The following is a 22,217-nucleotide window of genomic DNA, read 5'->3' on the forward strand; positions in this document are numbered from 1 at the left end:
TCATGAAGATGCGAGAACTGTTTTACGCCTGCACATGTGTGAGTGCCAGCAAAAAAATGGGGCAATTATTCGTTTCGGAAAAAGCATCGGAGAAAAAAGTGATGTGCTGGAAAATTGCAGAACAGAATGCGTAGCATCTCGCAAAAAACAACGCCACCCGAAGGTGGCGTTGTTCATATCAGTACTGGTCTCTGTCTAACCAGTTACCGCTTTCAATCAGTTTCAATCCATCGACCGGACGCTGGTACACGTACATCCATGCACTGCCATACGGGGTCTGGATCAACTGGCGTGCATATTCCCCGCCCCTGGTGCGCAAGGCATCAAGTTCGGCAAGCGTCGCGTTATCAATACGATAAACTTCACCCTGTACCGTTCCGTTCCCCGGAACCGCGCCTGGATAGTGGCCCAGACTGTACAACTGGTAGTTCTCGATATTGTAATTTCCCAGTAACTGGGCATTGGTCATCCAGTGACTGTTGCCCTGCCTGGTTCGTAAACTGCCGTATACAAATATTCGCATTGCTAAAACTCAAACTGATAGAGCAGATCGAGCGCCTGGTCTACGCCAGACACCGCTTCCAGATATAGCTTAGGCATCAGCCGATAGCGTAACGTGAGAGTTGCCAGTGAGTCAAAGATCCCCACGCCGTATTTCACCTGTAGACCTGGCAGTACATAGCCGCTGACCACCACTTGCGAAGAGTCACCGACTCCCTGGGTGTCCAGCGCCAGATTGCTTACGCCAAACGTCTCGCCGATTTTACCCACAACCTGCCCACTTTGTGCAACCCCCAGGCCAACTAACATTGACGTCATCGCCGCACTATCGCTCTGCTGGCTGTCCAGACCCTGCCCGCGCAGCAGATAAGAAAGCGCTTCCTGCTGCGACATCGCCGGATCGGAGAAGATTTCCGCTTTCGGCTCGTCGGCTGTTCCGGTGACGCGTACCCCGGCAATCACGTCGTTTTCAGTCGATTCAGGGTTACGAATCGCTTCGATATTCAACAGCGGCTGATCCGGCGGGCCGGAGAACAGCAACTCGCCTTTACGCACAATCAGATCCTGCCCGTAAGCGTGGAAGCGCCCTTCCGGAATATTGATCTGTCCGTTCAGGCCAAGGCCTTGGCTGTCCTGCGCCACTTTCAGGTCGCCCGTCAGTCGCGCTTTCAGACCAAACGCGTCAAGCCGCACGTTGTTGCCGACGTGAATAGTCAGATTACTGTTAATCGGAATCCCAGCGCTTTTAGTCTCGACCGGCTTCAGATCATTATTAAGCATCACCTCATCGCTGGAGACACCAACGGCGCTTTCCGGCACGTCATGAACCACGATGCGCGCCCACGGCACATCGACGCGGCCATCGAGGGTAAACAGGCTTGGTGTCGCTTCGAAGACCACATCCGGGGAAACGTCGAGGCGCACCATCGGCGGCACGGTGATGCGCACCCGGCTACCTTTCGCCGCCACGCGCGCGCGCCAGTTATCAATCTGACTCCAGTCTGCGTCGCCGCTCAGGTTGATCTGCCCCTGCTGGGTACGCACCACGCCCGCGAGCGTCGAACTCATGCCGTTGAAGTTCATCGAGATCTGGCTCGGCTGCATATCAAACGGCATAAAGTTGCCGTCGATATCCACGCCGTTGAGCTGCATCTGACCAAACAGCTGCGGGCTTTGGGCATTGCCACCCAGACGCAGATTAGCGCTGAGCATCCCGGCTGCCTTTTCACCGCGCGAGAAGATTGGGTTGACCATCGCCAGGTTCATATTGCGGATATTGACGTTGCCGCCCAGATTACGTCGCCCTTGCGGATCGGTAACCTGCACCTGGCCGTCGAACTGACCGTTGTTGGCCAGACGAATCAGCCAGCCTAGCTCTGCCCGGTTGTTATGCAGATCCGCCGTCAGATTCAGGGTCTCGAACGCTACCGGCAGCGGCGCGTCGTTCACCGTCTGGGTCACTTTTACGTTACGTCCAGAGAGCGTGACGTTGCCCTGCGGAAGCCCTTCTTTGGTGGTGTCCCACGATACATCGGCTTTACCGCTGAAGACGCCGCTGGCTTCGGTGGTCTCCGGCATAAACGGTTTCAGCATCGCCAGATCGAAGCGGTTGAGATTCACCACCGCGCGCCCTTCCGCGCCCGCATCAATAGTCTGCGGCACGCACAGCTCGGCGTTCGGGTTAGTCCAGCAGTGTGGCCCGATACTGATTTTCTGCTCGGCGTTGCGGTAATCCAGCGCGATGGAACGGGAGAGCGTAAGCGGCCCCACCGGCGTGGTGAAGCGGGTATTATCCAGAACCCCTTTCCAGCGCTCCTCCTTGCGGTCGAAACTGCCCGTCAGATGCAGCTGACCAGAAACCGGCTCGCCCTGCACGCGCAGCTGGAGGTCGTGCTGCTTCTCGCTGCCTTTTGCGTCCAGCGTCACCAGGCTGATATTCACGTCCGGCTGGGAAATACGCTCAACGCGCAGATTCAGGTTGCCCGCGATTTGGTCGGTGGATTTGACGTCACCTTTCACCAGTACGCGTGCGACGGACAGCTCCTGCCAGCGCAGATTGTTGGCGGTGATATCCGCCAGCAACTGCGGTGCGTCAACGGTTCCGCGCACTTTCACTAAGCCTTTCGCCGTTCCGCCGAGACCCGGCAGGGCGTTGTCGAGATTGGGCGCATCGATGGTGGCATCCAGATTGAGATCCTTCACCCCCAGCTCACCTTTGATATCCGCCGTATTGCGCCCCAGGACCACGTGCAGATGCGGGATGATCCACTGTAAATAGCTGTTCCCGCGCAGGGAGCCTTCGACATTGACTTTGTTCTGCTTCACGTTGCCGGTGAGTTTGATCTCCGGCACCTCCATCTGCCAGCTTTCGCCGTACAGACTGCCGCGCGTTTTGATGGTTCCGTCGAGCTTCGACGGCCAGTCAGGCACCTCTTTCGCCGTGTTGATGCCTTTCAGGTTCAGCTCGCCGCGCCAGCTGATCGCTTTCCGCCAGTCGAGCAGCGCGGTCAGTTCAGTTTTACCTTCCAGCGCCGCCACGGTGAGTTTATCGAGATTAATCTGCTGCTCGTTACCCTTCGCATCGAGGGTAATATCCGCTGGCGGCAGGCCTTCGCCCTTCACCGAGGTGCGGAACGACAGCGTGTAATCGGTCATTTTGCCGCTCAGCTTGAGCTTCAGCTTATCGGCCTGGAACTGTTTTTCGCCGGTAAACGGCCAGTAGAGCTGTTCGCTCACCAGCTCCAGATTCAGCGGTAAACCCGCTTCCGCTAACTTTGTCTGCCCGCGCAGCACCATATCCACCGGGCCGGAGAGATTGACGCCGAACTCCAGCTGCTCGCGCAGCGCGCCGCCCACTTTGACCTTCACTTTCTCGCCTTTCAGCGGGTCGATGTTGAGGGCGCTGTTGAGGGTAATATCCACCGGCCAGTTATCCCGCAGCAGCGCCTGCCCGGTCGCGTTAACGCTCCCCTGGTTGGTATCAATATCCAGCGCGTCGAGCTTCATGGTGCCGTCGATACTGCTCACTTTCAGCAGCATGTTGAACACGGTCAAATCTGTGTCGCCCGTCAGGCGCAGCTGTTCGCCTTTGAACTCTTCGATGTTGAGGTTAAGCGGCAGATGAACGTCGGTCATCTCCGGCAGCACCGGCTTCGAGAACAAGTCTTTCAGCGTCTCGCCGAGCGGTTTTTCTTCCGGCTGTGGGTTCTGAATTTTCGGTTCGACGATCTCTTCCTGCGCCACTTTGGCGACTTTCGGCAGGGCAATCAGCAGCCCCTGCAGGGAAGTTGGCGTCAGGGTCAGGTTTTTCTCCTGCCAGCGCAGGCCAGAGGTGAAATCCATCACCGAAACGGTGGTGTCGTCGATTTTGATATTGACGTTGTTGAGCGCCACGCGGTACAGCGCGATCGGATAAGGTGTAGAGAGATTGAGCGGACCGCTCTCCTCTTCCTCCACCGACGCAGATTTCGGCATTTTCTTTGAGTCTATCGCCACGTTCACATCTTTTAGCGATAGATCGTTGACGCACAGGCCACTGTCGCGCAGACAGCTAAGCTTCACCGCCAGGTGGAACTCGCCCGCGTTCACCGCCACGCCAGGCTGTTGATAGCGGATATTCTTGAGGCGCAAATCGCGCCAGCCGCCCGTCACCTGGCCGATCTCAAGCCCTGGCACCCAGCGGTTCGCCGCGTTAAACAGCAGATGCAGACCTGTGGTGGTCCCCACCAGGAACGCCACCGTGCCGAGCAGCAGCACGATAAAAATCAACACGCCGAGGCTTATCTTCTTCCATAAACTCATAATTCAGGCCCCAGACCGATGTAAAACTGTAAACCGTGTTCGTCTTTGTCGCCTACAGGAACGGCGAAGTCGAGCTTGATCGGCCCGACCGGTGACTGCCAGCGCACGCCGACGCCTGCGCCAGTTTTGAAATCACTTTTGCGGATATCACTCACCGCTTCGCCGCCGTCCACGAACACCGCGCCCCACCATTTTCCGCTGACGTTGTACTGGTACTCCAGCGATCCGGTCGCCAGTTTAGAGGCCCCCATCAGCTGGCCTTTGTCATTTTTCGGGGAGATCGATTTGTACTTATAGCCACGAATACTGCGGTCGCCGCCCGCGAAGAAACGCAGGTCCGGCGGCACGCGTTCAAAGTCGCCGGTTTCAATCCAGCCGAGGTTGCCGCGCGTCACGAAGCGGTGCTTGTCGTAAAGGGTACGAATCCAGACGTTTTGCGCCTGCACCACCGAGAAATCGACGTCCGAGCCCCAGGCGGTGTTGGAGTAATCAATGGAATAGCGCTGGGAATCGCCCCAGGTTGGCATCAGGCCGCCGCGCGAGCGGGTGCGGCTGATCATCACGCCCGGATAGAGCAGCATGGTGGTGTTGGTGACGTTAGCCTGGGTAAAGTGGTCGAGGCTCCAGCGCAGGTTAATCGCCCGCTGCCAGCCGCTGGAAAGGTCCCAGAAGCGCGACAGGGCAAGCGTGGTGGAGTCGGATTCCGTATCGTTTAAATCGGTGCGCTTAAAGCCGCCCTGCACCAGGTAATACTGCTCCAGCGGGTTCTTCAGCAGCGGCATTTTGTAGCTGAAATCGAGCTGCTGTTCCGGCGCGGAGATACTGGCGCTGGTGGTGAGACTGTGGCCGTAGGAGTTCATCCACGGCTTTTTCCACGTTGCTTTCACGCGCGGACCGACGTCCGTTGAGTAACCGACACCGGTTTCGATGGTGTTTTCGGTGCGCGGCGAAACGACGCCGTGCAGCGGTAAGACTTTGGTTTTGCGCGCCTTGTCAAATTCGGGTGCCACGACGACGGAGTTAAACCAGCCGGTTGCCGACAGACGACGGTTCAGCTCAGCCAGATCTTTTGACTGGTAATAGTCGCCCTCTTTGAAGGGGATCAGGTTTTGCAGATACTCGTCGCGGATTTGCGAGCCTTCGAAGGTGACATCACCAAAACGATAGCGCTCGCCGCTGTCGTAATCGATATCCCAGAACGCCTGACGGCGGTCGAGGGCAACCCCGAGCTGGCTTTTGTTGAACTGACTGTCGAAATAGCCCTTACGCAGCGCAACGCTGGTGAGCTCTTTTTTGAAGTGGTCGTAGTCACCGTGATTCAGCACAGTGCCGACCTTTGGGCGCGTGCCCAGCAGATCCAGATAATCGCGGTCAGTACGCGCACCACCGCGCAGCACCACGTTGGTGCCGCCGATCAGCACCGGCTCGCCCTTGGATACGCGAGCAATCAGCACCTGGCGACCTTTGGCCGGAGGCGGACGTAAATCGAAATCAATGGTAGGTTCGTAATAACCGAGCGCTTTCAGCCCTTCGCGGATCGCATCATCCACGCGTGCGCGAAAGCGCCGGTCCGGCGTCACTTCATCACTCTCAATCGTTGAAAGCTGTGCACGCACGTTTTTTTCCAGCGTCCCGGATAACCCCTCAACCTGCAAACGGACATTCGCCGCGCTGGCGACTCCGCTTGTCAGCAATAAACTGACCAAACATAACTGGCGGATCTTTGGCACGTTCTCTCCTGAATATCCTTGTTTCCACCCCTGGAAGCAATTGAAGTGCCGCTCCGCGGCGTTTCACGGCATAAAAGCCCAAAACCCATTCACTGGGTTGAAAAATGGCCGACAGGCCTAATATTTCTTATGTTTAAATCTAGACTCATTCAGCGTATTTATTGTGTTCAATTAAACGCTCCATGACAACCTTAACTGAAACATCGCTGCCCCGGAGGCCCAACCGTGAGTTTATTCGACAAAAAGCATCTTGTTTCTCAAGCAGATGCACTGCCGGGACGTAATACGCCAATGCCGGTCGCCACATTACACGCCGTTAACGATCATTCGATGACCAATGTCCCGGACGGGATGGAGATCGCCCTGTTCGCGATGGGATGCTTCTGGGGCGTCGAACGCCTCTTCTGGCAATTACCGGGCGTCTACAGCACGGCTGCGGGTTATACCGGCGGTTACACGCCTAACCCAACCTATCGCGAAGTGTGCTCGGGTGACACTGGTCATGCGGAAGCCGTGCGCGTGGTCTACGATCCGGCGGTCATCAGCTACGAACAATTATTGCAGGTTTTCTGGGAAAACCACGACCCGGCCCAGGGCATGCAGCAGGGTAACGATCATGGAACTCAGTATCGTTCCGCCATTTATCCGCTGACGCCAGAGCAGGACGCCGCCGCGCGCGCCAGCCTGACCCGCTTCCAGGAGGCGATGCAGGCCGCGGGCGATACACGCCAGGTCACCACCGAAATCGCCACCGCGACACCGTTCTACTATGCGGAAGACGACCACCAGCAGTATCTGCACAAAAACCCGTACGGCTATTGCGGTATCGGCGGAATCGGCGTTTGCCTGCCGCCACAGCTGGCCTGATTATCTCTCCCGCGCCACGCGAGCCGCGTGGCGCGCCTCTGCCCGCCCTTTTTTTAGTAAAAATGTGACCTCTGGCGGATTTACACTCGTTTACGCTATACTACCCGCTGAAATAATCGGCTCAACGCTACGAGCCGATGTTCAATGTGTCTTCACACGAATGAAATCAACTCCCTTCCGAGGATCTGGCGTTAGGCCGGATAAACTATGTTAAACAGTATTTTAGTAATACTTTGCCTTATTGCTGTCAGTGCATTTTTCTCGATATCAGAGATTTCGCTGGCCGCCTCCCGCAAGATCAAACTTAAACTGCTTGCCGACGATGGCAACCTCAACGCCCAACGCATCCTGAAAATGCAGGAAAATCCCGGTATGTTCTTTACCGTGGTGCAAATCGGTCTTAACGCGGTCGCCATTCTCGGCGGTATCGTGGGCGACGCGGCCTTTTCTCCGGCCTTTTACAGCCTGTTTTCAAAGTACTTCGCGCCTGAACTGTCCGAACAGCTGAGCTTTATTCTCTCCTTCTCGCTGGTCACGGGTCTGTTCATTCTGTTCGCAGATTTAACCCCGAAACGCATCGGTATGATTGCGCCAGAAGCTGTGGCTTTGCGCATCATCAACCCGATGCGCTTCTGTCTGTACGTGTTCCGCCCGCTGGTCTGGTTCTTTAACGGCCTGGCGAATACCATTTTCCGTCTGTTCAAACTGCCGATGGTGCGTAAAGACGACATCACTTCCGATGATATTTACGCCGTGTTTGAGGCCGGTGCGCTGGCGGGTGTGCTGCGTAAGCAGGAACATGAACTGATCGAGAACGTGTTTGAACTCGAATCCCGTACCGTGCCGTCCTCCATGACCGGACGTGAAAACGTGATTTGGTTCGACCTGCACGAAGACGAGCAGAGCCTGAAAAACAAAGTGGCCGAGCATCCGCACTCCAAGTTCCTGGTGTGTAACGAAGATATCGACCACATCATCGGTTACGTCGATTCTAAAGACCTGCTGAACCGCGTGCTGGCAAACCAAAGCCTGGCGCTGAACAGCGGCGTGCAGATCCGCAATACGCTGATTGTGCCGGACACCCTAACGCTCTCTGAAGCGCTGGAAAGTTTCAAAACCGCCGGTGAAGACTTCGCGGTGATCATGAATGAATACGCGCTGGTGGTAGGCATCATCACACTGAACGACGTGATGACCACCCTGATGGGCGATCTGGTCGGTCAGGGTCTGGAAGAGCAGATTGTGGCGCGCGATGAGAACTCATGGCTGGTGGACGGCGGCACGCCGATTGAAGACGTGATGCGCGTGCTGGATATCGATGAATTCCCGCAGTCAGGCAACTACGAGACCATTGGCGGCTTCATGATGTTTATGCTGCGTAAAATCCCGAAACGGACCGACTCGGTGAAGTTCTCCGGCTACAAGTTTGAAGTCGTAGATATCGATAACTACCGCATCGACCAGCTGCTGGTGACGCGCATTGATAACAAACCGACAGTGCTGGTGCCAAAACTGCCAGACGCGGAAGAAAAAGTGTCTGCGTAAGCGCTGCACAAACATCAACGGCTCCCTTGGGAGCCGTTTTTTTATACTGCTTTAATTACTGCATAGCACGCAGTTAAGCCATCTCAGTTTGCAGACGCATAACCTGTCGGTTGACTTCGGACATCACAGAATAGTGCTGTTTGTCCTTCACTTTCGGGATAAGAATTTTGCCCTTATCAAATTCGAAAGCGCCAACGTCCTTGATGTACAACCGTCCTCGGAACAGGATCTTCACGTACTTCGCCACCTGAAGCGGGTTGTAGCGTTGGAAAATTTTCATTCTTGTATCTCCTGCGAATCATACGCTCTTGCGGCGCCACAATCGGGCCGACTGTCCTGAGCGCAAATTTATTGCTCAATGACTATAGACCAGAAAAACGTTGATACCCAGTATGCATAAGTTTATTTACCGTTTGATTACAATTATTCAGAACATTCTTTGCATAGCGTTTCTGAAAACAGTATAAGCCTTCGTTTTTTTACGGATATGTGCGTTCGCCCGCAAACTGGCATTCGGATTGCGGGAAAAGCCTGACGATCGCACTTATGCTTAAACCGTAAGACCAAGTGGTCGGATCACCTGCAACGATAATGATAAGGAAACACCATGACCCTTCGTAACATCCTGGCCGTAGCCTGCCTGTTACTGCCGATGATGGCCTGCGCACATAACATTGAAAATGGACAGCGTGTGCCACCGATCGGTATTGCCGATCGGGGAGAATTGATTCTCGACAATGATAAGTTTAGCTATAAACCCTGGAATAGCGCGCAGCTCGCGGGCAAAGTGCGAGTGGTGCAACATATTGCCGGTCGTACCTCGGCAAAAGAGAAAAATGCCACGTTGGTTGAAGCGATCAAGTCCGCAAAATTCCCTCATGACCGCTACCAGACCACCACCATTGTGAACACCGACGATGCGATTCCAGGCTCCGGCATGTTTGTGCGTTCAAGCCTTGAGAGCAACAAAAAACTCTATCCGTGGTCGCAGTTTATTGTTGACAGCGACGGCGTGACGCGCAAAGCCTGGGGGCTGGAAGAGGAGAGTTCCGCGATTGTGGTGCTGGATAAAGAGGGCCGCGTGCAATGGGCGAAAGACGGTGCATTGACGCAGGAAGAGGTGCAGCAGGTGGTCGCCCTGCTGCATAAATTACTCGGTCAGTAAATCGAGACCCGAAAGCCCGGGTTTAAGAACGATTCGCGCGGGGTATAGTCCAGCGGCTTACCCTGCCAGTCGTGAACGTGTGCGCCCGCCGCCGATGCCACCGCATGGCCTGCCGCCGTATCCCAGACGTTAGTCGGCCCAAAGCGCGGATACAGCTGCGCCTGTCCTTCTGCCACCAGACAGAATTTCAGCGACGATCCAATCGACGTCGTCTGGTGTTCACCCAGCTGTTGCAGATATTCCTGCAATTCGGAATCGCTGTGCGAGCGGCTGATCACCACCAGCGGTGGCCGCGCGTCGCGCACCAGAATTTGCTTCCGCGTCCCGCACTCTTCTTTCCAGGCTTTGCCTTCCGCCGCGCTGTACATCACTTTCAGCACCGGGGCATAGACCACGCCCAGCACTGCTTTGCCTTTCTCAATCAGCGCGATGTTGACGGTGAACTCACCGTTACGCTTGATGAACTCTTTGGTGCCGTCCAGCGGATCTACCAGCCAGTAGCGCTGCCAGTGTTGGCGCACATCCCAGCTCTGCGGGTCCTCTTCAGACAGCACCGGAATCTCCGGTGTCAGGGCCTGCAACCCTTTGAGGATCACCTCGTGGGCCGCGAGATCGGCCGCTGTTACCGGGGAGTCGTCAGCTTTACTGACAACATCCATCGGCTTCGCGCCATCGTACACCTGCATAATGGCATCACCCGCATCCCGTGCGAGCTGACAAATTTTATCTAACATTCTCCACCTCTTTGTTAACGCAGTGGGCATAAGTATTTGTTTTAGTTATATCGTATTGTAAACAATTCCGCTATCTGTGAGGCAATTCTGGTTTCACGACACTTTTTTCTGGCAGGATTCACACTTCTGTAAGCAACAAAATATACATACATATTCTTTTGTGGCTTGGATCGTAAAAAGGACTCCTCTGATGATTAAGTTTAGCGCAACGCTTCTGGCGACGCTGATTGCCGCGAGCGTTCAGGCAGCAACGGTCGATCTCCGTATTCTGGAAACGACTGACCTGCACAGCAATATGATGGATTTCGATTACTACAAAGATACCCCAACCGAAAAATTCGGGCTGGTGCGCACCGCCAGTTTGATTAACGCCGCGCGTGGCGAAGTGAAAAATAGCGTGCTGGTCGATAACGGCGACTTAATTCAGGGTAGTCCGCTCGGCGACTACATGGCGGCGAAAGGGCTGAAAAAGGGTGATATCCACCCGGTCTACAAGGCGTTGAATACCCTGGATTACGCCGTCGGCAACCTTGGAAATCATGAATTTAACTACGGCCTGGATTATCTCCACATGGCCCTTTCCGGGGCAAAATTCCCGTACGTTAATGCCAATATCATCGACGTTAAGACGCAAAAGCCGCTGTTTACGCCATATCTGATTAAAGAGACTGAGGTGGTCGATAAGGACGGTAAAAAGCAGACGCTTAAAATCGGCTATATCGGTTTTGTGCCGCCGCAGATCATGACCTGGGACAAAGCGAATCTCTCCGGCAAAGTGACCGTCAACGACATCACCGAAACGGCGCGCAAATACGTGCCGGAAATGCGTGAGAAAGGCGCCGATCTGGTGGTGGTGGTCGCACACTCCGGTCTGTCTGCCGATCCGTATCAGGCGATGGCCGAGAACTCCGTTTACTATCTGAGTGAAGTGCCGGGCGTCGACGCCATTCTGTTTGGCCACGCGCACGCGGTGTTCCCAGGCAAAGATTTCGCCAGCATCAAGGGCGCGGATATCGAGAAAGGCACGCTGAACGGCGTACCGTCGGTGATGCCGGGCATGTGGGGCGATCATCTGGGCGTGGTGGATTTGGTGCTGAACAACGACGGCGGGAAATGGCAGGTCACGCAGTCGAAAGCCGAAGCGCGTCCGATTTACGACGCGGCAGCCAAAAAATCGCTGGCAGCAGAAGATAAAAACATTCTGAACGTACTGAAACACGATCACGACGCGACCCGCGAATTTGTCAGCAAGCCGGTCGGGAAATCCTCCGACAATATGTACAGCTTCCTGGCGTTGGTGCAGGACGATCCGACGGTGCAGATCGTCAACATGGCGCAGAAAGCCTACGTCGAGCGCTTTATTCAGGGCGATCCAGACCTCGCAAAACTGCCGGTCCTGTCTGCTGCGGCCCCGTTCAAAGTGGGTGGACGCAAGAACGACCCGGCAAGCTATGTCGAAGTGGAAAAAGGCCAGCTCACCTTCCGCAACGCGGCGGATCTTTATCTCTACCCGAACACGCTGGTGGTGGTGAAAGCGACGGGCAAAGAGGTGAAAGAGTGGCTGGAGTGTTCTGCCGGTCAGTTTAACCAAATCGACGTTCACAGCAGTAAACCGCAGTCGCTGATTAACTGGGACGGTTTCCGCACCTATAACTTCGACGTGATCGACGGCGTGGATTATCAAATTGATGTGTCGCAGCCCGCGAAATATGACGGCGAGTGCCAGACGGTAAATCCGCAGGCTGAACGCATTAAAAACCTAACTTTTAACGGTAAGCCGATCGATCCGAACGCGGTGTTCCTGGTGGCAACCAATAACTATCGCGCCTACGGCGGTAAATTTGCCGGAACTGGCGATAGCCATATCGCGTTTGCATCACCGGACGAGAACCGCTCGGTGCTGGCGGCATGGATTGGTGAGCAGTCTAAAAAGGCCGGAGCAGTGCATCCGGCGGCGGACAATAACTGGCGTCTGGCCCCGATTCAGAGCGACACCAAACTGGATATTCGCTTTGAAACGTCACCGTCTGCAAAAGCGGCGGCGTTTATCAAAGACAAAGCGCAGTATCCGATGAAAAACATCGGAAGTGATGACATTGGGTTCGCGATTTATCAGGTGGATTTGAGTAAGTAGCGTGGTTGTGCCGGGTGGCGGCTACGCCTTACCCGGCCTACAAAACCCGCAAATCGCACCGAATCCGCAGTTCAAAACCCGCAAATCGCGCCGAAACTGTAGGCCGGGTAAGCGTCAGCGCCACCCGGCAATTCATCACGCCGCACGGTCGTCCCGATGGGCCAACACCTGCGGCGTATTCACCTCAATCCAGTCCGCCAGATCGGCCACCTTCTCGCTCACCTGAACGCCCAGCGGCGTTAAGCTGTACTCCACGTGCGGTGGTACCACCGGATATGAAACGCGATCGACAAAGCCGTCCTGTTCCAGCGCCTGCAACGACTGAGCCAGCATTTTCTCGCTGACGCCACCCATTTTGCGGCGCAGGTCGCTAAAACGATGTGTCCCCTGACGCAGCGCCACCAGAATCAGCACGCCCCAGCGGCTGGTCACGTGCTTGAGCACGTCTCTGGACGGACACTGTTCGGCAAACAGATTGCCGTCGCGCATTTGCTCACTGAGCGTCGGAATTGACGTTTTCATACTCACCTTTCTGACGGTACTTACTAAAAGTTAGCTCCAGTGTGCCACATCACACCCCCGCCCACCAGAGCCGCAGCTTCATGCCCCAGCCGCTGGTGTAACCCGTGGTGATGGATTTCACTTCTCCCTGCGACACAATCATTACCGTCGGCGTGACCTGCACTTGCCAGCTCCTCGCGAGCAGGCCCTGAGGATCATTGACCGTCGGCATCGCATAACCTTTTTTCGCCAGCCACTGACTTAGAGCAGGGTCTTCGCCGGATCGCAGCGCAACGGTGATGACGTTTTTCCCCTCCTCCGCCATTTCTGCCACCGAGGGAGTGGTGTACCGGCACACGCCGCACCAGGTTGCCCAGACGTAAACCAGCAGCGGTCGTTCGTGGCTCTTCTGCGCCAGATCAACCGATTCGCCGTCCAGCGTCTGCAACGGCGTGCTGATAAATGTCGCCGGGAGCGCCGGTTTGCGAAACTGATCCACAACCAGCACAGTGGCTGTCGCAATCAGCAGCCAGACGATACCTTCGCGCAGCCAGCGCATGTATTTACTGCGCATCAGGATTCGCCAGCTCTTGCTTTACCAGCGCCTCCAGTTCGTCGTAAGGAATGGCGCCCGCCACCATTGTTTTGCCAACAAGCGTCGCCGGAGTACCTTGCACACCCAACACCTGCGAGAGAATCAAATTCATCTGCAGCGTTTCGCCGCTTTTCTCGTCCGCTTTGATGGCCGCAGTACCCGTTTTCTGCTGAGCAGCCAGGATAGAGGCATCGTCATGATAGCCCTTCTTCGACATCAGCCGATGGTGCAAATCCCAGAACTGCTGAGGCTGCTGTCGCCACGCGGTCATCGCGATACGCGCTGAATGGGCAGAGCTTTCACTGCGAAACGGCAGGAGTTTCACCACCAGTTTGACGTCCGGATACTTTTGCACGATTTTTTCCAGCTCCGGGTCGAATTGTTTGCAGTACGGGCAGTTGTAATCAGTAAATGACACCAGCGTCAGGCGCGGTTTTTCTGCCCCCATCGCCGGGGTATTTGGATCGTTCCACAGTAAATTTTCCAGATCGGGTTCAGCGGCGAAGCTCAGGGCTGAAAAGCACATCAACATGATGAAAGTCATAATACGCATCGTTATTTTCCTTTGGCGTCGGTCAGGGTCTGAAGGAGAGAGTCTCTTTCCAGCAACGGCGGCAATACGCGGCCTTGCTCAAGCCCTGGGCCATAAATTTGATTGAAGGGGACGGCGGCGCTCTGGCGAGCGTGGAGGAACTGGCTAATCGTCGTGGACGGACGGCTCCAGTCGCCGCGCAGTGCTACCACGTCCGGCGCACTCAGGGCGTCTTGCACCTCATCGCGGAGCAGCACGTTGTATTTGTTCGCTTTACAGGTCACGCACCAGTCGGCGGTGACATCCACAAATACCCGCTTATTCTCAGCAAGGGCAGCGGTGATGGCCTCTTCGCTGAGCGGTTGCCAGGCAACGCGATCCTCCACCAGCGCAGCGCTGCCGGGACGTAAGAGCGAAAAGAGAATGGCAAGCGCTACTGTCGCAGCCACTGCCCAGGATAAAGCTGTCCGCCAGCCCCAGCGCCATAACGTCGCAAGCAATAGCCCAATGATGATGAAGGCGGTCAACGTCAGCGTTGGGATTGGCCCGATATGCACCGCGAGCAGGCTACTCAGCCACAGCGCCGAAGCGAGCATCATCAGCCCCAGAATCACCCGCACTACGTTCATCCAGCGCCCTGGACGCGGCATGTGCAATGCCAGTCCCGGCCAGGCGGCGATCAACAGCCACGGCAAACTCATGCCAACCCCCATCACCAGGAAGATCCCCCACAGCAGCGGCAAGGGCGCGACCAGTGCGACAGAAACCGCCGTGCCAAGAAACGGCGCGGTACAGGGTGTCGCCAACAGCGTTGCAAAAGCGCCCTGACAAAAATGCCCGAGCAGACCATTGCCACCCCGCGTAGCGAGAAACGTGGACAGCCCCGAGGAGAGCCGGATTTCAAACAGGCCCAGCAGACTGGCGCTGAATATCACCATCACCAGCGCCATCGCGGCGATAAACCACGGGTTCTGGAACTGAATGCCCCAGCCGAGTGCCTGATTGCCGAGGCGCAGTACGGTCATCATCAGGGCCAGGGCGAGGAAGGAGGTTACGATCCCGGCGGCCGAGGCCATAAATTGCTGGCGAACGCGACGGCGGTTGACCGAAGAGGTCTGCACAATGCTGCCCAGTTTCATCGCCAGCACCGGGAGCACGCACGGCATGACGTTGAGGATCAGCCCTCCGACCAGTGCCATCAGTATGATCCCGCCAAGCGAGAGCGGCGCGTCGCTGGATTGAGTTTCTCCCACTATCACCCGGCTTTCCTGCGCCTGCCCCTTATCTGCCAGCACCAGCGACAGGGTTTTGCCCCGCAGATCCGGAGCCGCTTCTCCCCAGCCATCGCTAACGGGCACGCTAGCGGTCAGGGTTTGGCCGTCAACCTGGTAAACCGGTTTGCCAAAATCTGTGTCTGCCAAAGTGTCGATAAACAGCTCGGGGTTTTGCCAGCCCGCCTCGCGGGTGGCGGTGACAGTTAGCTTTTCTGCGCCGAAACCGGCTGTGATCTGGGAAGTCAGCCCTTCAGAAAGCGGCAGTGTGCCCAGCGCGCGGCTGAAGTCGTAGTTGAACTGCGGATCGGCGGGCGCACTGAGATCCAACGCAAAGGGATAGTCCGTCAGGATGCAGACGTTGCTGCAGGTGGAGAGCGTCAGCACACCCGCCAGTTTACCCGGCAGTTGACCGCGTAAGGTTATTGGGAACGACACCTTGCCGTCATAACCCTGCGTGGTGATGCCTGCTACTTCGAAACGCTGCGGCACGGGCCAGCGCCAGTCCATCTCCAGCGGGGTTTGCCATTTGATGGCGGGCGCAATACCGCCTTCTCCCGGCGATCGCCAGTAGGTTTTCCAGCCTTTCTCCAGCGTAACGTCCAGCAGCAGGCGCGTATCACCCTTTTCCTGAGCGTCTGCCCGCAGGCGAACGCTGGCGTGATCGTTATCGGCAGCGCGGAGCCAGCCGCTGTCGGCGGCCTGACTGACGGGCAGCCATAGCCAAAACAGGCAGAGCACAAGCTGCCTTAAAAATGCATGCATTTATTTTCTCCATAAATAATTGATTAACCTATATTCCCAGGCAATCAATCATTCACGGAAGACGCAGAGTCGCAGATGCACCCGCAATCGGGGCGGAGAGATAACGCGAGGCGGCCAACGGCGCACCGGACGAGGCGGCACAACGGCCAGCACAGCCAGTATCAGCGTGATGGCAAATAGCGCGCCTTCAAACATGATCGGCGGTGTCGCCAGCAGAGATTTGGCGCTCAGCTCGCAGGGTGTGACCGGAGCGTCGGCTTCACCGCTTTGCTGTACCGTTTGCTGAGCAACAGGCGAGACGTTCATCAGCAGCGCGTGCAGCCCCGCCATGCGCTGCGTGGTGCAAACAAGCACTACCAGACATGCCAGAGCGACAAGAAGAAAAGCTTTCCGCTGACGGGGGATCATAAACGCCTCGATAAAGTTCAGGAGGTTATCTTAGCGGCAAAAATCTCGGCGTGCTGTAAAGAAACGTCGAGAGACAAGCAGCAGAAAAATCCTCGTCCAATAATCTGCACTTTAACAATCTGTACAATACCTTATTGAGTTAGCAGCCAACTTTACACTACTTAACTCCGCGTAGTCTAAGATGCGCCTCTGTTATCCAGTCACTCAACGATGATGACAAATGGAAAAGAAACTACTGGCAGGTCAGATTGAACACATCTCATGGAATTCTATTGTCCTGAAACGGGGTGACACGAAAGACACTATTGCGATCCCTGCACGGGTTCTGTCTCAACTGGAAACAGGGCAGCACCTGCACCTGCTTTTCAGGAAAAATTGCCTGGTGCGGATATTTAACCGCTCCACGCAAACGGTCTTTGAAACTGATTTCTTTGCGCATCATCCCGGTTTACGTAAATACCAGACGTTAATTTTCCTGGTTGCCGCCATGATTTGCGCCCTTCCGGTTATCGGTGCCGCGATCGGCATGATTTTAATCGCGGTACTCATCGGCACATCCCTCAAACGTAATGAAGAAATTGCCATTAAAGTCGCGCTCGTCAGCGCCGTGACGGCGGTGTCGTATGTCGCTGTGGCCAGTCTGCTACTGTTGAACGGTCATTTCTGGTGGGGGTTTATCGCCTGCGCCCTGCTGGTGTTTATAGCTTTTAAATCGGCAGCCACGATTTCGGCACAAGAAGCCCGGTTGTTGAGTCAGGAAGTGAGCCGGAATGAATGATTTAATACTTACCTTTTTGTACGTACTTACTAAAAGTAAGCTTAGGTGTTAGTGTTTTACAACACCAGACAAACACGAAGGAGTTCCCTGATGATCGCAATTACCGGCGCTACCGGCCAGCTTGGCCAACACGTTATCGAAAATCTGCTGAAAACCGTTCCTGCCAGCCAGATCGTGGCAATTGTGCGCAATCCGGCGAAAGCCGACGCCCTGAGCCAGCAAGGTATTGTTGTGCGTCAGGCCGATTACACCGATCGGGCGGCGTTCACCGCTGCCTTAAGCGGCGTGAATAAACTGCTGCTGATCTCCTCCAGCGAAGTCGGCCAACGTGCCACTCAACATCAAAACGTCATTGACGCGGCCAAAGCGGCAGGCGTGAAATTCATTGCATACACCAGCCTGCTGCATGCGGATAAATCCCCGCTTGGCCTGCACGTTGAACACGTTCAGACTGAAAAAGCGCTGGCCGATTCTGGCATTCCTTACGCCCTGCTGCGTAACGGCTGGTACACTGAAAACTATCTCGCCAGTGCACCACCTGCAATTGAGCACGGCGTGTTTATCGGCGCGGCGGGTGAAGGCAAAATCGCCTCGGCCACGCGCGAAGATTACGCGGCGGCAGCGGCTATCGTTGTCGCCGGAGAAGGCCACGAGGGCAAAGTGTACGAACTGGCGGGCGACAACGCCTGGACGCTGAGCGAGCTGGCCGCCGAGCTGAGCAAACAGAGCGGAAAACCGGTGACGTACCAGAACCTGAGCGAAGCCGATTTCGCCGCCGCACTGAAAGGCGTGGGCTTACCGGCCGGGCTGGCAGACATGCTGGCTGACTCCGATACGGGCGCGTCTAAAGGCGGTTTGTTCGACGACAGCCATACCTTAAGCAAACTGATTGGTCGCCCAACCACGCCGCTGGCTGAGAGCGTAAAAGGCATTCTGTAACGGTTACGCGGTGGTTAATTTTTGTGGCATCCCCGTGGGTCATCTCTGATAATGAAAAGATGACCCACCCGGAGGCTCACCGTGCAAGGCGTACCCGAACAGTTCATCGATGAGAGAGACAGCGCGCGCTTTCGCCATCTGGCGCAAGTGCCGGGCGTCGAACTGTATCACGCGCATATCTCACGCTACGCCTTTGAACCACATACCCACGAAGCCTTCGGGATCGGCGCAATCGAAGCCGGTGCCGAGCGCTTTCGCTATCGCGGCACCCAGTACGTCGCTCCCGTCCATTCTGTTGTCACCATGAATCCTGACGAGCTGCACACCGGCGAAGCCGCAACCGACGACGGCTGGCGCTACCGGATGGTGTATCTCGATCCCGACCTGCTCGAAGACGTCACTGGCATTCGCCACTGGTGGTTTAGCGATGTAACGCGCCACGACCCGTTGCGCTCGCAGCAGATCTGTCAGCTGATTTATGGTCTGTGGCATACGGACGATCCGCTGGCGCAGAAGGGGTTGCTGCTGGATTTGATCGACACTTTTCAACCACTGGCGCGCCATGCACCGGTGATTCAGGAAGGGGCACATCGCTTCGAGCGGGTGCGCGAGTATCTGCACGACAACTATATGCATCCAGTGACGCTGGACGAACTGGCGCGTGTGGTGTCGCTCAGTCCTTACCATTTCCAGCGCCAGTTTAAAGCTCACTTTCACGTCACGCCGCATCAGATGCTGATGGCGATCCGCCTGTGGCGTGCCAAAGCCTTTCTGACCCTCGGTATGCCCGCCGCCGAAGTGGCCGCCGCCACCGGCCTGACCGATCAGTCGCATCTCACCCGCGCCTTTACTCATCGCTACGGCATTACGCCCGTTCGCTATCAAAAGCAGGTCGTCCGGCGCTAATGCGCAACCTCATACAATATTCCCGCCCATTGCTTTTCTACACTGCACGCAGGTTTCTTTGATGTGGATGGCAAAATGATTATCGGCGTGTTGTATGCCCTGCTGGCGGGTTTGATGTGGGGACTGATTTTTGTCGGCCCGTTAATGGTTCCAGAATACCCGGCGGTGTTGCAGTCGATGGGGCGCTATCTGGCGCTGGGGCTGATCGCCCTGCCGCTGGCGTGGCTGGGCCGCGCACGCCTTCGCCAACTCACTCACCATGACTGGAAAACCGCACTGGCGCTGACCATGATGGGCAATATTATCTATTACGTGTGTCTGGCAAGTGCCATTCAGCGCACCGGTGCGCCGGTTTCGACGATGATTATTGGGACACTGCCAGTGGTCATTCCGGTATTTGCTAACCTGCTGTATAGCCAGCGCGACGGCAAACTGGCGTGGTCAAAAATGATCCCTGCGCTGGTGTGTATCGCCATCGGCCTGGCGTTGGTGAACATTGCTGAATTGCACCACGTGGGCGTTGGCGAGTTTGACGGATGGCGCTACGGGTCGGGGATTTTGCTGGCGTCGGTGTCCGTCGTCTGCTGGGCGTGGTATGCCCTTCGTAACGCCCGCTGGCTGCGGGAAAATCCGGATAAGCACCCAATGATGTGGGCGACCGCGCAGGCGCTGGTGACGCTGCCGGTTTCGCTGCTGGGGTATGCGGCATCTTGCTGGTGGCTGGATCTGCAACAGCCGGAATTTGCCCTGCCGTTCGGCCCACGTCCGTGGGTGTTTGTCGGCCTGATGGTGGCAATTGCGGTGCTGTGCTCGTGGGTGGGAGCGCTGTGCTGGAATATCGCCAGCCAAAAATTGCCAACGGTGATTCTGGTGCCACTGATTGTCTTCGAAACTCTGGCCGGATTGCTTTATACCTTCCTGATGCGCCACAGCGTGCCGCCGCTGTTAACAGGGTGTGGAATCGCGCTGCTGGTGGTGGGGGTGGTGATTGCTGTCAGAGCAAAACCGGAAAAACCGACGGTGGTTCCGGTAGCCTAAATGTAAAAAAAAGCCCGGTGGCGCTGCGCTTACCGGGCCTACAAAACCACAATGATGAATTTGCACCATCCGGCGCGGTTTATGTAGGCCGGATAAGCGCTAGCGCCATCCGGCATCTGTCAGAAGGTTTCCCAGTGAGCTTCGTTGACCGTCGCCGCTGACTTAGCCTTCGCTGCGTACGTTTTTACCGGAGCCGCTTTTACCGCCTGGCCGCGGGTGATTTTAAACACCGCGACCGCTTCGTTCAGGCGCGCGGCCTGATCTTCCAGCGCGGCTGCCGCTGCGGCGGATTCTTCTACCAGCGAGGCGTTTTGCTGCGTCACACGATCCATCTCCGCCACCGCCTGGCCGACCTGGTCGATACCGCGGCTCTGCTCATCGGACGCCGAGGCGATTTCGCCCATGATGTCGGTCACGCGCGTTACGGCGTTAACGATTTCGGCCATCGTTTCCCCGGCCTGATTGACCAGCGCTGAACCGGCGTTGACGCGATCGCCCGAATCATCAATCAGCCCTTTGATCTCTTTCGCCGCCTGGGCGCTGCGCTGCGCCAGCGTGCGAACTTCGCCAGCCACCACGGCAAAGCCACGGCCTTGCTCGCCTGCGCGCGCGGCTTCTACCGCTGCGTTCAGCGCCAGAATATTGGTCTGGAACGCAATGCCGTCAATCACATTGGTTATCTGGGCAATTTTGCTGGAGCTGGTGGCGATTTCATCCATTGTGCGCACCACGCCTTCCACCACGCTGCCGCCTTTTTTGGCGGTAGTCGAAGCGTCCAGCGCCAGACGGGACGCCTGACGGGCGTTGTCGGCGTTTTGCTTCACGGTCGCGGTCAGCTGTTCCATGCTTGCGGCGGTCTCTTCCAGCGATGCGGCCTGCTGCTCGGTACGGGAGGAGAGATCGTTGCTGCCGGCAGAAATTTCGCCCGCGCCGGTATAAATAGTGTCAGCCCCTTCACGCACCACACCAACAGTGTTTGCCAATGCGGTTTGCATCTCCTGCACGTTACGCGCCAGAACCGCCATTTCGTTCTTGCCCTGGGCATCGATCGGCTGCGTCAGGTCGCCCGCCGCAATCGCGCGGATATGGCTGATCACGTCATGCAGCGGCAGCAACAGCACGCGGCGCATCGCAATCCAACTGGTGATAATCACCGCCAAAACCACCAGCATAATGGCGGAGAGGATCCACAGGATGCGGTTGTAGTCGCTTTCATTGTCCTGAATGCCTCTGCTGGTCAGTTTCGCCTGCGCCTCGCGCCACTCGCGATACACTTTTTGCATGCCGGTCTGCTTTTGCTCGGCATTTTGCTTGAACATATCTTCAAGATTGCCCTGCGCCAGCAAGGTGTTCATTTGCGTCAGTGTGGATGAATATACGCGATATTGCTCTTCCAGCTCTTTGGACAGGTTCTCGTCCATCCCCGGTGTTTCTGGCAAAGCGTAGTATTTATCGTAATGACCCTGCGCTTCGGCCAGCAGATTTTTGGCCGTGGCGACCAACTCGTTCAGCTGTCCGCCGTTAATCTGGCTTGCGACGCTGCTCTGCAAACGGAGCATGCCACGGTTGAGCGTGACGCGTGCCTGGTTGAGGCTGATCCAGGCGTCAGTAAATTCAGCCACGTTCTGGCTGGAAAGCTGGGAGACGGTAAAGTTATCTTTGTCGTTATTCAGAGCATTGATGAACACCCCGGCGGAGATCAGCTGGACTGCGCCCAGCCCGAGCAACACCGAGATCAATAGGGTAATGACTTTTATACGTTTAAACATGCGATGCCTTTAGTTATATGCAGGATAGTGTTTGACGTGTATCTATCGGCAGACGCGCGGGGTTGTTTAACGTAGGGACGGGCATAAGCGTGTCATTTTCGGAATTTATTAAAGCCATTCAGCAGCTTAAAACTTCAAAATAATTGTGACGCACCTCTCGTTTTTACCGTTGCCACTAAAGGGTTATAGCTTCGCCTTAAAGATGCATTTAAAATGCATCTTATATTCTTCATGATGA

Annotated in this window: 19 protein-coding genes; 8 read left to right on the forward strand and 11 right to left on the reverse strand. The window is 56.1% G+C overall.

Going from position 1 to position 22,217, the window contains the following annotated elements:
• Positions 1-178 precede the first annotated feature (178 nt).
• Genes C3708_RS16685 through tamA form a run of 3 tightly spaced genes read right to left on the reverse strand, consistent with a single transcriptional unit; the run spans position 179 to position 6,032 of the window.
• Positions 179-523, reverse strand: coding sequence for a gamma-glutamylcyclotransferase (locus tag C3708_RS16685; protein WP_095280525.1), 345 nt, complete (start codon positions 521-523; stop codon positions 179-181).
• A gap of 2 nt (positions 524-525) precedes the next feature.
• A complete protein-coding gene (gene tamB / locus C3708_RS16690; RefSeq protein WP_103949824.1) occupies positions 526-4,302 on the reverse strand; it encodes an autotransporter assembly complex protein TamB in 3,777 nt (1,258 codons plus the stop codon).
• Positions 4,299-6,032 carry an autotransporter assembly complex protein TamA gene (tamA, locus tag C3708_RS16695; protein ID WP_103947887.1) on the reverse strand — a complete coding sequence of 578 codons (1,734 nt, stop codon included), beginning with the start codon at positions 6,030-6,032 and terminating at the stop codon, positions 4,299-4,301. Before tamA ends, tamB begins: the two co-directional genes overlap by 4 nt.
• A 225-nt stretch (positions 6,033-6,257) precedes the next feature.
• Here tamA and msrA point away from each other — a divergent pair, with 225 nt between their 5' ends.
• Both msrA and C3708_RS16705 read left to right on the forward strand, forming a co-directional pair.
• Complete coding sequence (gene msrA / locus C3708_RS16700; RefSeq protein ID WP_095280522.1) at positions 6,258-6,899, forward strand: peptide-methionine (S)-S-oxide reductase MsrA; 642 nt, start codon at positions 6,258-6,260, stop codon at positions 6,897-6,899.
• A gap of 207 nt (positions 6,900-7,106) precedes the next feature.
• Positions 7,107-8,444, forward strand: a complete 1,338-nt coding sequence (locus C3708_RS16705) for a hemolysin family protein (protein WP_095280521.1) — start codon at positions 7,107-7,109, stop codon at positions 8,442-8,444.
• A gap of 73 nt (positions 8,445-8,517) precedes the next feature.
• Here C3708_RS16705 and C3708_RS16710 read toward each other — a convergent pair whose 3' ends face one another.
• Positions 8,518-8,724, reverse strand: coding sequence for a DUF1107 domain-containing protein (locus C3708_RS16710; protein WP_012015808.1), 207 nt, complete (start codon positions 8,722-8,724; stop codon positions 8,518-8,520).
• A 327-nt stretch (positions 8,725-9,051) separates the two neighbouring features.
• Between C3708_RS16710 and C3708_RS16715 the strand changes: the two genes are divergently transcribed.
• A complete protein-coding gene (locus C3708_RS16715; RefSeq protein ID WP_103949825.1) occupies positions 9,052-9,609 on the forward strand; it encodes a YtfJ family protein in 558 nt (185 codons plus the stop codon).
• On the opposite strand, the gene cysQ is transcribed toward C3708_RS16715, so the two are convergent.
• Positions 9,603-10,343, reverse strand: coding sequence for a 3'(2'),5'-bisphosphate nucleotidase CysQ (gene cysQ, locus C3708_RS16720; protein ID WP_103949826.1), 741 nt, complete (start codon positions 10,341-10,343; stop codon positions 9,603-9,605). The genes C3708_RS16715 and cysQ overlap by 7 nt on opposite strands.
• Before the next feature lie 190 nt (positions 10,344-10,533).
• On the opposite strand from cysQ, the gene C3708_RS16725 reads away from it, so the two are divergent.
• A complete protein-coding gene (locus C3708_RS16725) occupies positions 10,534-12,477 on the forward strand; it encodes a bifunctional 2',3'-cyclic-nucleotide 2'-phosphodiesterase/3'-nucleotidase (protein ID WP_103949827.1) in 1,944 nt (647 codons plus the stop codon).
• Between the two features lie 135 nt (positions 12,478-12,612).
• On the opposite strand, the gene C3708_RS16730 is transcribed toward C3708_RS16725, so the two are convergent.
• The 5 genes from C3708_RS16730 to C3708_RS16750 are packed head-to-tail and all read right to left on the reverse strand — an operon-like array spanning position 12,613 to position 16,549.
• Positions 12,613-12,999 (reverse strand): helix-turn-helix domain-containing protein, encoded by a 387-nt coding sequence (locus tag C3708_RS16730; RefSeq protein ID WP_095280517.1) that lies wholly within the window; start codon positions 12,997-12,999, stop codon positions 12,613-12,615.
• Between the two features lie 49 nt (positions 13,000-13,048).
• Entirely contained in the window at positions 13,049-13,552 is a 504-nt protein-coding gene (locus C3708_RS16735) for a protein disulfide oxidoreductase (RefSeq protein WP_095280516.1), read from the reverse strand.
• A complete protein-coding gene (locus C3708_RS16740) occupies positions 13,542-14,126 on the reverse strand; it encodes a DsbA family protein (RefSeq protein WP_103949828.1) in 585 nt (194 codons plus the stop codon). The genes C3708_RS16735 and C3708_RS16740 overlap by 11 nt, the downstream gene beginning before the upstream one ends.
• Before the next feature lie 2 nt (positions 14,127-14,128).
• Positions 14,129-16,141, reverse strand: coding sequence for a protein-disulfide reductase DsbD (locus C3708_RS16745; protein WP_103949829.1), 2,013 nt, complete (start codon positions 16,139-16,141; stop codon positions 14,129-14,131).
• 48 nt (positions 16,142-16,189) lie between these two features.
• Positions 16,190-16,549, reverse strand: a complete 360-nt coding sequence (locus C3708_RS16750; RefSeq protein ID WP_095280513.1) for a copper resistance protein — start codon at positions 16,547-16,549, stop codon at positions 16,190-16,192.
• 220 nt (positions 16,550-16,769) lie between these two features.
• Here C3708_RS16750 and C3708_RS16755 point away from each other — a divergent pair, with 220 nt between their 5' ends.
• The 4 genes from C3708_RS16755 to C3708_RS16770 all read left to right on the forward strand — a co-directional run bounded on the left by C3708_RS16755 (position 16,770) and on the right by C3708_RS16770 (position 20,210).
• Positions 16,770-17,327, forward strand: coding sequence for a hypothetical protein (locus C3708_RS16755; protein WP_095280512.1), 558 nt, complete (start codon positions 16,770-16,772; stop codon positions 17,325-17,327).
• Between the two features lie 90 nt (positions 17,328-17,417).
• Complete coding sequence (locus C3708_RS16760; protein WP_095280511.1) at positions 17,418-18,266, forward strand: SDR family oxidoreductase; 849 nt, start codon at positions 17,418-17,420, stop codon at positions 18,264-18,266.
• A gap of 81 nt (positions 18,267-18,347) precedes the next feature.
• Positions 18,348-19,172: an AraC family transcriptional regulator gene (locus C3708_RS16765; protein WP_103947883.1), complete on the forward strand. Its 825-nt coding sequence runs from the start codon at positions 18,348-18,350 to the stop codon at positions 19,170-19,172.
• A gap of 75 nt (positions 19,173-19,247) precedes the next feature.
• Positions 19,248-20,210 carry a DMT family transporter gene (locus C3708_RS16770; protein WP_103949830.1) on the forward strand — a complete coding sequence of 321 codons (963 nt, stop codon included), beginning with the start codon at positions 19,248-19,250 and terminating at the stop codon, positions 20,208-20,210.
• A 119-nt stretch (positions 20,211-20,329) separates the two neighbouring features.
• On the opposite strand, the gene C3708_RS16775 is transcribed toward C3708_RS16770, so the two are convergent.
• The gene (locus C3708_RS16775; RefSeq protein ID WP_103949831.1) at positions 20,330-21,979 is read right to left on the reverse strand and encodes a methyl-accepting chemotaxis protein; all 1,650 of its coding nucleotides are present in this window, start codon (positions 21,977-21,979) and stop codon (positions 20,330-20,332) included.
• Positions 21,980-22,217 lie beyond the last annotated feature (238 nt).

This window comes from Lelliottia sp. 7254-16 (assembly GCF_002922995.1).
In the GTDB taxonomy this organism is placed as follows: Bacteria; Pseudomonadota; Gammaproteobacteria; order Enterobacterales; family Enterobacteriaceae; genus Enterobacter; species Enterobacter jeotgali.